The 11,168-nt window shown below is 41.3% G+C and carries 12 protein-coding genes; 6 read left to right on the plus strand and 6 right to left on the minus strand.

Going from position 1 to position 11,168, the window contains the following annotated elements; translation table 11 throughout:
• Window positions 1–49: 49 nt before the first annotated feature.
• Window positions 50–1,126: a class I fructose-bisphosphate aldolase gene (locus ACFSVN_RS09725; RefSeq protein ID WP_390301695.1), complete on the minus strand. Its 1,077-nt coding sequence runs from the start codon at window positions 1,124–1,126 to the stop codon at window positions 50–52.
• 289 nt (window positions 1,127–1,415) lie between these two features.
• On the opposite strand from ACFSVN_RS09725, the gene dusB reads away from it, so the two are divergent.
• Both dusB and ACFSVN_RS09735 read left to right on the plus strand, forming a co-directional pair.
• Window positions 1,416–2,405, plus strand: a complete 990-nt coding sequence (gene dusB / locus ACFSVN_RS09730) for a tRNA dihydrouridine synthase DusB (protein WP_390301698.1) — start codon at window positions 1,416–1,418, stop codon at window positions 2,403–2,405.
• Between the two features lie 147 nt (window positions 2,406–2,552).
• Complete coding sequence (locus tag ACFSVN_RS09735; protein WP_390301701.1) at window positions 2,553–2,753, plus strand: hypothetical protein; 201 nt, start codon at window positions 2,553–2,555, stop codon at window positions 2,751–2,753.
• A 45-nt stretch (window positions 2,754–2,798) separates the two neighbouring features.
• Here ACFSVN_RS09735 and serS read toward each other — a convergent pair whose 3' ends face one another.
• Window positions 2,799–4,067: a serine--tRNA ligase gene (gene serS, locus ACFSVN_RS09740; protein ID WP_390301704.1), complete on the minus strand. Its 1,269-nt coding sequence runs from the start codon at window positions 4,065–4,067 to the stop codon at window positions 2,799–2,801.
• A 192-nt stretch (window positions 4,068–4,259) separates the two neighbouring features.
• Between serS and ACFSVN_RS09745 the strand changes: the two genes are divergently transcribed.
• The 4 genes from ACFSVN_RS09745 to ACFSVN_RS09760 all read left to right on the plus strand — a co-directional run bounded on the left by ACFSVN_RS09745 (window position 4,260) and on the right by ACFSVN_RS09760 (window position 7,349).
• Window positions 4,260–4,742 (plus strand): Lrp/AsnC family transcriptional regulator, encoded by a 483-nt coding sequence (locus ACFSVN_RS09745; protein WP_390301707.1) that lies wholly within the window; start codon window positions 4,260–4,262, stop codon window positions 4,740–4,742.
• A gap of 144 nt (window positions 4,743–4,886) precedes the next feature.
• Complete coding sequence (locus tag ACFSVN_RS09750) at window positions 4,887–6,179, plus strand: sigma-54 interaction domain-containing protein (protein WP_390301710.1); 1,293 nt, start codon at window positions 4,887–4,889, stop codon at window positions 6,177–6,179.
• Window positions 6,166–6,681, plus strand: coding sequence for an LPS assembly lipoprotein LptE (gene lptE / locus ACFSVN_RS09755; protein WP_390301713.1), 516 nt, complete (start codon window positions 6,166–6,168; stop codon window positions 6,679–6,681). Before ACFSVN_RS09750 ends, lptE begins: the two co-directional genes overlap by 14 nt.
• 56 nt (window positions 6,682–6,737) lie before the next feature.
• The gene (locus ACFSVN_RS09760; RefSeq protein WP_390301716.1) at window positions 6,738–7,349 is read left to right on the plus strand and encodes a hypothetical protein; all 612 of its coding nucleotides are present in this window, start codon (window positions 6,738–6,740) and stop codon (window positions 7,347–7,349) included.
• Between the two features lie 10 nt (window positions 7,350–7,359).
• Here ACFSVN_RS09760 and ACFSVN_RS09765 read toward each other — a convergent pair whose 3' ends face one another.
• From ACFSVN_RS09765 to ACFSVN_RS09780, 4 genes are all read right to left on the minus strand, one after another.
• Window positions 7,360–7,983 carry an MBL fold metallo-hydrolase gene (locus ACFSVN_RS09765; RefSeq protein WP_390301719.1) on the minus strand — a complete coding sequence of 208 codons (624 nt, stop codon included), beginning with the start codon at window positions 7,981–7,983 and terminating at the stop codon, window positions 7,360–7,362.
• Between the two features lie 64 nt (window positions 7,984–8,047).
• Window positions 8,048–8,269 (minus strand): 50S ribosomal protein L31, encoded by a 222-nt coding sequence (gene rpmE, locus ACFSVN_RS09770; protein WP_390301722.1) that lies wholly within the window; start codon window positions 8,267–8,269, stop codon window positions 8,048–8,050.
• Between the two features lie 72 nt (window positions 8,270–8,341).
• The gene (locus ACFSVN_RS09775; protein WP_390301725.1) at window positions 8,342–9,829 is read right to left on the minus strand and encodes a magnesium chelatase; all 1,488 of its coding nucleotides are present in this window, start codon (window positions 9,827–9,829) and stop codon (window positions 8,342–8,344) included.
• Between the two features lie 61 nt (window positions 9,830–9,890).
• Window positions 9,891–11,165: an anthranilate synthase component I family protein gene (locus tag ACFSVN_RS09780; protein WP_390301728.1), complete on the minus strand. Its 1,275-nt coding sequence runs from the start codon at window positions 11,163–11,165 to the stop codon at window positions 9,891–9,893.
• Between the last annotated feature and the right edge of the window lie 3 nt (window positions 11,166–11,168).

The following is an 11,168-nucleotide window of genomic DNA, read 5'->3' on the forward strand; positions in this document are numbered from 1 at the left end:
AAAAAGCCTTACAGGCTATTTCCTGCAAGGCTCAATGTGTTCCTACTTGTTAAGCAAGTGTGATATCATCATTCAGGTAAACATCCTGAATCATATTCAGAAGTTTAACCCCTTCCTTCAGTGGTCTTTGAAATGCTTTCCGCCCACTTATAAGGCCCATACCGCCGGCACGCTTGTTAATTATAGCTGTTTTAACTGCATCAGCAAAATCGTTTTTACCGGAAGCTCCACCTGAGTTGATCAAACCTGCACGTCCCATAAAGCAATTAGCTACCTGATATCGAGTCAAGTCGATCGGGTGATCTGAACTAAGTTCAGAATAAATTCGCTCATCCAATTTACCGTAACTTGAATCACCAGAATTCAATGCTTTATAACCACCATTGTTTGTGGGCTGTTTTTGCTTGATAATATCTGCACCAAGAGTGGTACCAATATGATTCGCTTGTCCGGTCAGGTCAGCTGAAGAATGGTAATCAACACCATCTACTTTAAAAGCGCTATTACGAGTATAGCACCAAAGTATAGTTGCCATTCCCAGTTCATGGGCATAAGCAAAAGCCTGGGCTACTTCCTGGATCTGTCTGTTAGATTCTTCAGACCCGAAATAGATCGTGGCGCCAACGGCAGCCGCTCCCATATCAAAAGCCTGATCGATAGAACCGAACATGATCTGATCGTAATTGTTCGGGTAGGTCAACAACTCATTGTGATTGATCTTTACGATGAAAGGAATCTTATGTGCATACTTTCTTGAAACAGAAGCAAGTGCTCCAAAAGTTGATGCGACTGCATTACAACCTGCTTCCATAGCAAGGTTTACAATGTGATCGGGATCAAAATAATCCGGGTTTTTTGCAAAAGATGCTCCGGCTGAATGCTCAATCCCCTGATCAACAGGCAGGATTGATAAATACCCGGTTCCACCTAAACGACCATTATTTAATAATCTTTGAAAGTTTTGAAGTACCCTGTTATTACGATCGGAATGATACCAGACGTCATCTACATAACTTTTACTTGGCTTGATCAGCCGATCTGTATTAATGGTTTTACATTTGTGGTCAAGAAGATCCGAAGCTTCATCCCCAAGAAGTTCTTCGATACTGTTTATTCCAAGTGACATAATTAATTTTTTCCCTTTTAAAATTTGTTTTCATGAGTGAGTAAGTGGGCTGAAAATATAAGCCTAAATGAGGGAAATGGCTAAAGAGAAGTTTCAGGAAATTAAGCTTCGGGCTTAACATGGTTGAAATTTATCATAAAATAATTTCCATAAGCATAGAATGGGAGTAAAAATGCACCCGTATAAAAATTATTACAATAGTATTCCATTCTACATTTTTATAAATCCCTGATAAATACCGTATCTTTCAAACTCAATTTGAATCAAATAAAACTTGTTCAAAAAAATAATGAACATCGATTCCATTCAACTACCTGACCAACCTCTATTCCTGGCACCTATGGAGGATGTTACAGACTCCCCATTCCGACAAATCTGTCGTAAGAAAGGAGCTGATATCGTATTTACCGAATTCATTAGCTCCGAAGCTCTTATTCGCGACTCCGACATTGCCATGCATAAAATGGATTTTGATGAGATGGAACGTCCATTTGGTGTTCAGATATTTGGCGGCCGTGAAGAAGCTATGGAAGGTGCTGCAAAAGTTGCTGAGAACAACAATCCTGACTTGGTTGATATCAATTTTGGGTGCCCGGTCTATAAAGTGGTTAAAAAAGGAGCCGGAGCAGGATGCCTTAAAGACCTTGCAATGATGGAGCGAATGGCCGGTACCGTGGTGGATGCCGTCAGGAATAAACCGGTCACGGTTAAAACACGTCTTGGCTGGGATGATAATACCATCAAAATTCAGGAAGTGGCCCTGATGCTACAAAAACTTGGCGTGAAAGCTTTGACCGTTCATGCGCGCACCCGTGCCCAAAAATATAAAGGGGATGCCCGTTGGGGGTGGCTTAAAAAGCTCAAGAATACACCCGGCCTCGAGATCCCAATTATCGGCAACGGTGATGTAACTTCCCCTGAACTGGCCAAAAAAATGTTTGAAGAAACCGGTGTTGATGGGGTTATGATAGGACGAGGAGCTATTGGAAATCCCTGGATCTTTGAGCGAACCCGGCATTACCTGGAAACCGGTGAATTACTTCCTGAACCTACCGTAAGAGAACGTATTGAACTCTGTGCAGAGCAGCTTCGTCTTTCTGTAAAACATCAGGGAGAGAGGTATGGAGTGATCATCATGAAAAAGCATTACGGGCAATACCTGAAAGGAATAAGGAATGGAAAGAACCTGCGTATGGAGATCATGCAGCACGATGAGATAGATCCGATCCTTGAGCTGCTCTATAATTTTGATGAGACCGAAATTCATGCTGTAGCTTGAGTAATAAGTAATGGGTGATAAAGTGATCCATGGAAAACCTGCAGATTAGATCTGATTCATCAACTTATCACTTCTTTACTCTTTCACTCTGAATCTTTTGGTACTCAATGTCGTAACTGTCTAAACACCTCAACACACCCTATCGATATGTTTACACGACTGGCCCGACTTTTCAACTCTCTTATTGGCGCATCCGTTGTAGCGGCATCTCCTCTTAAAGCTATCACCGGGATCGTAATCAGTATCATTCTGCCTTATTTGCTATATGCCTTTTTGGGAGGATTTGGCATCGCTCTTGCTTTAGTAGGTATAGTATGGGGCATAATCTGGCTGACCAATAAAAAATAATGAGTTTAGAGTTGTTCAATTCACACTAAAACTCACCACTGTCATCTACAAATAGTCCCTTCCTATAAACGGCTTCAGCACTTCAGGAACTCTAACTTTCCCATTTTCTTCCTGATAAGCTTCTAATATAGCAGAAACAACCCTTGGCAAAGCAAGTCCTGAACCATTCAGTGTATGCAGGATCTCGATCTCCTTCTCATCTTTCCGATACCTCAGTTGCATGCGGCGGGCTTGAAAGCTCTCGAAATTAGAGCATGAACTGACTTCCAGCCATCTTTTTTGTCCCGGACTCCAAACTTCAAGGTCATACTTTTTACTTTGGGTGAAGCCCATATCACCGGTACACATAAGTAAAGTTCGGTATGGTAGCTCTAATGCTTCTAACAATCCTTCAGCATGTTCACGAAGGCTTTCAAGTTCATCATAAGAATCTTCCGGCTTCACGATCTTAACCAATTCAACCTTATCAAATTGGTGCAGACGATTCAATCCTCGCACATCTTTTCCGTAGGAACCTGCTTCACGCCTCCAGCATGGGGTATGGCATACATATTTCTTTGGGATCTCCTTGTTTTCGAGGATCTCATCCCTGTGATAATTTGTAACAGGAACTTCAGCCGTTGGGATGTTAAAGAATCCATCTCGTGGAATTTCATACATCATATCCTCTTTATCCGGAATTTGCCCGGTACCCCGAGCTGAATCTTCATTCACAAAGTACGGCGCCTGCATTTCAGTGTATCCGGCTTTGGCAGCTTCATTAATAAAATAGTTGATCAAAGCTCTTTGGAGTTGAGCTACTCCCCCAACATAAAAAGGGAAACCGGCACCCGTTACTTTTACCCCTCGTTCAAAATCTACCCAACCATGTCTTTCAGTGAGTTCCCAGTGTGGTTTTCTCCATTCGCTTTCATTCGGAGTGCCCCAAGTTTTAAAAGTCTCGTTGTCCTCCTCTGTTGCACCTACCGGTACACTTGGGTGGGGCACATTAGGGATACGAAGAAGTAAGTTATCACGCTCGAGTCGAAGTTTTTTAACATCTTCCTCAATTTCCTTGATCTGCTCTTTCATTTCAGAAGTTTCTTTGATGATCTCCTGAGCTTCCTCTTTCTTACCCTGACTCATTAACTGTCCGATCTTACCGGACTTGGTATTACTTTCACTGCGCAAAAGATCACCCTCATGCACTTTTGCTCTCCATTCTTCATCCGCTGAAAGCACTTTTTCCACCACTGAAGTGTCCTTCTCCCCTTTATTTATGATGGCTTTTTCTACCTGTTCACGATTTTCCCTGATGAAGTTAATATCAAGCATATTATATATTAGTTATCGGATTGTTAATTGAGAATCCAAAGATAAGAGGTATTCGCCTTTTTGTTACACCTTTTTTCGTTGAAAATTCCATATGAAAGAGCATCTTATGGAAGCGCTTTTTATATTGATTACCTAAATAATTAAGGTTACCATTCAACATTCAAAGAAATTTTAGGGAAATAAGCACTTATCATGAGTCAATTATTGGACGAAACCGACCTAACCATTCTCAACCACTTACAGGAAAATGGCAGGGCACAGCGCAATACCATTGCAGAGATCGTAAATCTTTCTGTCCCCTCGGTTTCAGAGCGGATGAAAAAGCTCGAAGAACGTGGCCTTATTGAAGGATATAAAGCAGTGCTGAACAGTAAAAAATTTCATTTTGATATCACCGCTTTCATCTTTGTTCAAGTTGACGGTTCTGAGAACTATCAAAATTTTGTAGAAAAAGCTTCCGGTGAAGTTGAAATCCTTGAATGCCATTCTATAACCGGGGACGGTTCTCATTTTCTCAAGGTAAGAACAAAGAATACCGGTTCTTTTGAGAGCCTGCTTTCCAGAATTCAGTCTTGGGAAGGAGTAAGTAAAACACGGTCTAACCTTGTTTTATCCAGCTTTAAGGAAACCCGTGCCATTCCGGTAGAACATGCCACCGAGCTTATAAAGCAGTAATATCCGTCAAATCATTTACCCTACTTTACGTTTACTTACTAAAGTAAGAATCATTAACTTACGTCATTCTGACAGTAAGAATAATGAACCTGATTACCCTTTTAAAATACGGGTATACAGGTTTAACCTTGGGATATAGAATCTATGGATCGCGAAGTTTTTCAGGAACAATTTGGATTACTAGGCACCTCCGAAGCCATGCGGCAGGTGATCGACAAAATTATGCAGGTGGCAAAAACCGATATTACGGTTACCCTACAAGGGGAAAGTGGTGTTGGGAAAGATGTAACTGCAAGAGCCATACATGCTATGAGTGAGCGTAGCAATAATAACCTGGTAATCGTTAATTGCGGTGCTATTCCTGAGGGTATTATTGAAAGTGAGCTTTTCGGGCATGAAAAAGGTGCTTTTACCGGAGCCGAGACATCACGTGAAGGATATTTTGAGAAAGCCAACGGGGGTACCATTTTTCTTGATGAGATCGGGGATACTCCTAAAAATGTACAGGTTAAATTGCTCCGGGTACTCGAAAATGGCGAGTTTTTCAGAGTAGGGTCAAGTAAAGTTCAAACTACTGACGTGCGTGTGGTAGCTGCAACAAATCAGGACCTTTGGAAAATGGTAAAAGAAGGGGCTTTTAGAGAAGACCTCTATTATAGGTTGGATACCGTTCAGATCAAGCTTCCTCCGCTAAGAGACCGCTCGGAAGATATCATACCGATCTTTAGGAAATTTGTAGAAGAATATTCTGCACGCTACGATTCCGTATTCAAAGGATTTTCTGATGAAGCCCGGGAGTTATTGATCTCCTATCGCTGGCCGGGTAATATTCGGGAACTACGCAATGTAGCCGAACAATTAGTTGTTCTCGAAAAGTCTCAATTCATTGACAAAGAAAAACTTCAGAAATATCTGAAAGGCCGACAGCATGAAGGAAGTGCCGATAACCTCCCAATGGTTGCCAGTAAAAAACAAGGATATAATTCTTCTGATTCGGACGATGAATTTGATCGCAAAGACCGTGAGCTTGTCTATCGGGCTCTTGTTGAGTTACGAAATGATATCGCTGATGTTAAAAAAATGTTCGCTAATTTTCTTTACTCCAGTTTCACCACTAAGAACCTGAAAGCCTTACCCGCTTCGGTTCGTGATGAAGTTGACAAAACAGAAGTCTCGGGTGTTAATGTAAACCTTGGTGACCATGCAACACTTGGCATGCAGTCGATGCCCGATGACACAGATATTGAAGAACCTGAAGATACCGAGCTAAGCGATTTTCTTAAGGACAATGAAATTCCATCTATTGAGGAAGCTGAAAAATTTCTTATTCAGCAAGCCCTAAAACGCTTTGACGGTAACCGAAGAAAAGCCTCAGAAACACTGGGCGTCAGTGAACGAACTCTTTACAGGAAATTGGATCAATATGGCTTGGACTAAAACTTGGATTCTGATCACTTTATGTGCAGCCTTTTTATTCAGTGGATGTCTCCGATACAGCTTTACAGGTGCTTCCATTCCTCCCGGCGTTGAGACCATTTTCATCCCTTTCTTCCCTGATCAATCTAATAGTGGTCTAGGGGACCTCAGCAACAGGCTAAATCAAATACTTATCAATCGCTTTGTGAACCAAAGCAGACTGCAACTCGCGAATAACGAAGCTAATGCTGACGCAGTACTTGATGGTGTGATAACTTCTTACTCAAATCGGCCATTCAGTATTGGGGGAAATGAGCAAGCCAATGAAAATCAGGTTTCCATAACGGTAAGAGCAACTTTCCTTTATACATCTAATGATGATCCTGAGTGGAATAATTCATTTACCGGAACCTTTACTTACGACCCTTCTGAGAATCCCATTGAGGGAGAAAGTTCTGCTGCCAACGGAGCCCTGGAACAAATAGCTAATAATATGTTCAATGATGCGGTAAGTAATTGGTAATTTGCTTTGACTGTAAGGCCGCTTCACTTTATTATTATTGATCCTTAACCAATTTTATGCAACAACTTCCTTTTAACATACCTAAGTCCCTCTCTTCCTTTGTGGAGAAGTTTGAAGAGGATCCCGAAAAGATCACTCAAAAACTAAAGAAGCACCTGAATAAGCGCGGACCTGATGCAGTGGGACATTTTTTGCTTTCATGGTTTTACCACCTTCAGAACAAAAACAAGGAAGCGGTAACCGAAGCGCTGAAAGCCAAGACCTATGCTCCGGGAAGCCCTCTAATGGAGCATCTGCATTATTTTTTAGTTCATCCGGAGAAATTTGAAGCAGCCATTCCTGCTTATTCCTACACATCTTCAAAAGTGAAATTACAACAAGGATCCAGAACATCCCCCATTCTTGATCTCGACCGTCTGATCGAGATGCTGGAACAAGTTGAGTCTAAACGGATACAGATTCCTGCAGATGATGAGCCATTTGATGATTCTGATCTCAGCAAGGAAGCGGAACAAGTAGATGACCTGGTATCAGAGACCTTGGCTAAGATCCATACTAAACAGGGCCGCAAAAAGGAGGCTATTAAGATGTATGAGCGACTTATCGATAAGAACAGTGATAAAGCTGACTACTATAAAGAACAGATCGAAAAGCTAAAGAAGGCCTGATCTTTTTTAACTATTTCACAAACGGATTGTGCTGCTTTTCGTGACCTATCGTAGTTTGAGGGCCATGACCTGGATAGACGGTTGTTTCATCCGGCAATACATAAAGCTTTTCTTTAATACTTTTCTCAAGTACTTCGAAATTACCTTTATAAAGATCCGTTCTGCCAATGCTTTCCTTGAAAAGGGCATCTCCTGCAATCACAAATTTCTCAGACTTAAAGTATAATGAAACATGATCGGGGGAGTGTCCGGGGGTATATAAACAGGTGAATGAAAAGTTACCGGTCTCAAATGTTCCTTTAGAAGGAAGGATCTCAGGTTCAAAATCAAAGCTACCTTGATTAATGCCAAACATTTGTGCCTGACTTCCAAAATTACTCCATAGAAACCGATCTTCATCACATAAATATACAGGAACCTCAAAATCACGCAGAACGCGGTTCAATCCCAAGACATGATCTACATGTGCATGAGTTAAAACAATAGCTTTAAGCTGTCCGGAGATGGATTCTTTGAACTTTTGATAATCCGGTTTTCTTGAAAATCCGGGATCAATGAGCAAATGTTGGTTACCCTCGGTAAGCAAATACGTGTTTTCTAAAAATGGGCCTACTTCAAATATTTGTACTTCCATATTTCAAAAATAAAAAAAGGATGCACCTGAATAGATACATCCTTTAATAAAATGATTGCGTTGCTTACTTATCGTCACCTTTACCATATCGACGCTTGAAGCGGTCAACACGGCCGGCTGTAGATGTAAACGTATTGCTTTTTGTATAAAACGGATGGTTTTTAGAATCAACCTCGCTGCGATAAACGCCATCTTTAACGTCCATGGTGCTGCGGGTTGTAATTTCGGTACCATCGCTCATCAATACCGTAATTTCTTTGTAATCTGGATGAATTCCTTTTTTCATAATCGTGTGCTTGCTTGAAATTTGCAAAGGCTTTAAATATAAGATTAACTTAAGCTGAATTCAACGAAATAATTACTCAAATTCATCAAAGCCTTCATCACTGTAATCTCCCAGTGATGAGAACATAGAACCAAGCATATCAGAGTATAAAGTTTGGTCGTCAAGATCTTGTTTACTGAGCATTGAATTCTGATGCAGCGCTTCTAAAACGAAATCCATCCAGATGAATTTTTCATCTTTTGGGAGATCTTTACTGTATGTATTCACCAACTCTTCAAGTCCATCCACTCCTTTCAGAGCTTTTTCATACTCTTTATTTGAGAGTGTATCCGTGATATTGATCTCATTTCCATCAGCAAACCAATCGGTGATGGTTTTATATACCGACTTCTGTTCTTCTGACTTAGATTGCGGGTCCGGGAAGTGAACCTTAAATATCTTGCTTATCGCCTTACCGAGAATATGCTTTGCCACGCTGATCGCTCCTTCCTGTTCTCCTTCATACACTAACTCGATCTTTCCTGTTAGTGCGGGAACCATGTGATACAGATCAGCGATCCGTACCGAAGTTTGATCTTCATCATTTAAAATAGCCCTTCGTTCCGCTGAGGAAACCACCTGCTCCAAAGCTGTGATCGTCATCCTTGTTGAAACCCCGCTTTTCTGATCTACATATTCCGACTCCCGTGCCTCAAATGCTGCTTTCTCAATAGTTTCCCTGAACAGATCCGGAATATGGATCTTGATTCCGCTCGGGCGTTCCTGCCAGGCTTCCTGTCTGGTTATCTTCATTCCTATCCCTAATTCTTTGGGATAATGTGTGATGATCTGTGAGTCAATACGATCTTTTAGTGGGGTAATGATGTTACCACGATTGGTGTAATCTTCAGGGTTTGCAGAAAATGCCATAGCAATATCGAGAGGAATGCGGACATTAAACCCCCTGATCTGAATATCACGCTCCTGCATGATGTTAAGCAGCGCCACCTGAATTCTGGGTTGAAGATCAGGCAGCTCATTGATCACAAAGATCCCACGGTTGGTCCGGGGAATAAGCCCGAAATTGATCACGTTTTGATCTGCCAACGTGAGTTTTTTAGTAGCTGCCTTGATTGGATCTATATCACCGATCAGATCTGCTACCGTTGTATCGGGAGTTGCAAGTTTTTCACCGTACCTAAAGGAGCGGTGAAGCCAGTCTATCGGGGTATCATCCCCCTTTTCTTCAATAAGATTCTTAGCAAATTTTGAAAGCGGATTAAACGGGTCATCATTGATCTCCGATCCCTTAACAATGGGGATGTATTCATCCATGAAGTTAACCATCAGCCTTAGGATCCGGGTTTTTGCCTGCCCTCTCAATCCTAATAAGATCATATCATGCTTTGATAATAATGCATGCTGAATCTGAGGTAAAACGGTTTTTTCATATCCTAAAATACCCGGAAATAGTTCTTCTTTGTTCCTGATCTTGCTGATCAAATTCCGGCGTATCTCTTCTTTGACTGAAATCGATTCCCAACCACTTTTCTTAAGCTCACCTAAGGTCGATGCCTTCATTCTTCTTTATTGATGTGAAATTTCTTGTGTGTGACTATAACCCTTATTACAAAGTCTTCATTCAGGTTTTTTGCACCCTCTCCAAAATATTTGTAATTGCCCTGGCTTTGATTAAAGTTTCTTCCCATTCTGCTTTGGGATCAGAGTCACTGGTAATGGCTCCCCCTACAGGATATACCAGACTATTTCCTTCAATTATCGCCGTTCTTATGATGACATTCAGATCAAAATCGCCATCCGGTTTTATATAGCCAAGTGCCCCGGAATAGACCCCTCTTTGATAGTTTTCATATTCCTCAATGGCTCGCATCGCAGCGATCTTAGGAGCTCCGGTCATAGAGCCCATTGGGAAACAAGCTTTTATAACTTCAATACTGTCCATCCCTACACTAACCCTGCACTCTACAGTTGACACCATTTGGTGAACCGTTTCAAAGCTTTGGATCTCAAACAGATCTAATACTCTTACAGTGTTTTTTTCAGCAACCCTACTCATATCATTTCTCACCAGATCTACGATCATGAGATTTTCTGCCCGCTCCTTTTCTGAACTTTTTAATTTCTCAATAGCCTCTGTAGAATTCCTTCCGGGCTCTCTGGAAATAGTTCCTTTTATAGGTTGCGACCAAACATTTTGTCCGTTTCTTGCCAGAAACCTTTCCGGTGAAGCGCAACAAATAAAGAGATCATCCACGGTTAAATATCCTCCAAAAGGAACCGGACCCGCATTTCTCATTGCTTTGTAAAGCGAGAAACTATCTCCCTGAAATGAAAATTCAACCGAATGAGAAAGATTTACCTCATAATAATCACCTTCAAAAATATCTTTCTGAGCTTTCTTCACAAGGTTTAGGTATTCCGATTCTTCTATCCTGCTTGACAGCCTGATAGTGAATTCTTCTCCGTTTCTGAGGGGGTCAATTTCAGCAGGCAACTCACCTTTCAGAATATCTATAGAACCATTCTTATCGATCTCCAGCAACAACCCCGGAACCATAAAAAACATGTCAGGAGCGTTATTCAATTTTGGGTTGTCAGAACCTAGATCTTCAACGAAATTTTTAAGGTCATAACCAAGATAGCCAAAAAGCCAATCGCCATATTCATCCCTGAATTCCTTCAGTGCGGTCCAGGGATCTGAATGAATTACTTTTTTTTCTTCCTTCTGAATATGGATCTCATTACCAAATGCTTTTATGGATGCGACCGGGATCGCCGCAAGATAACTTTTGGAACTGGCCGGATGATCATCCATTTGTGATTCCAGCCATACCACAGTTCCTTTCTCTCTTAAGCGTGAGATCAAATTCGATATGTAATGTTCATTTTTCTGCATGAT

Source organism: Gracilimonas halophila, from assembly GCF_042684365.1.
GTDB classification, from domain to species: Bacteria; Bacteroidota; Rhodothermia; order Balneolales; family Balneolaceae; genus Gracilimonas; species Gracilimonas halophila.

Bases quoted from the DNA above. Each gene is read 5' to 3' on its own strand.
- ACFSVN_RS09725 (WP_390301695.1), bottom strand. From the start codon at position 1,126: ATGTCACTTGGAATAAACAGTATCGAAGAACTTCTTGGGGATGAAGCT.
- dusB (WP_390301698.1), top strand. From the start codon at position 1,416: ATGAACATCGATTCCATTCAACTACCTGACCAACCTCTATTCCTGGCA.
- ACFSVN_RS09735 (WP_390301701.1), top strand. From the start codon at position 2,553: ATGTTTACACGACTGGCCCGACTTTTCAACTCTCTTATTGGCGCATCC.
- serS (WP_390301704.1), bottom strand. From the start codon at position 4,067: ATGCTTGATATTAACTTCATCAGGGAAAATCGTGAACAGGTAGAAAAA.
- ACFSVN_RS09745 (WP_390301707.1), top strand. From the start codon at position 4,260: ATGAGTCAATTATTGGACGAAACCGACCTAACCATTCTCAACCACTTA.
- ACFSVN_RS09750 (WP_390301710.1), top strand. From the start codon at position 4,887: ATGGATCGCGAAGTTTTTCAGGAACAATTTGGATTACTAGGCACCTCC.
- lptE (WP_390301713.1), top strand. From the start codon at position 6,166: ATGGCTTGGACTAAAACTTGGATTCTGATCACTTTATGTGCAGCCTTT.
- ACFSVN_RS09760 (WP_390301716.1), top strand. From the start codon at position 6,738: ATGCAACAACTTCCTTTTAACATACCTAAGTCCCTCTCTTCCTTTGTG.
- ACFSVN_RS09765 (WP_390301719.1), bottom strand. From the start codon at position 7,983: ATGGAAGTACAAATATTTGAAGTAGGCCCATTTTTAGAAAACACGTAT.
- rpmE (WP_390301722.1), bottom strand. From the start codon at position 8,269: ATGAAAAAAGGAATTCATCCAGATTACAAAGAAATTACGGTATTGATG.
- ACFSVN_RS09775 (WP_390301725.1), bottom strand. From the start codon at position 9,829: ATGAAGGCATCGACCTTAGGTGAGCTTAAGAAAAGTGGTTGGGAATCG.
- ACFSVN_RS09780 (WP_390301728.1), bottom strand. From the start codon at position 11,165: ATGCAGAAAAATGAACATTACATATCGAATTTGATCTCACGCTTAAGA.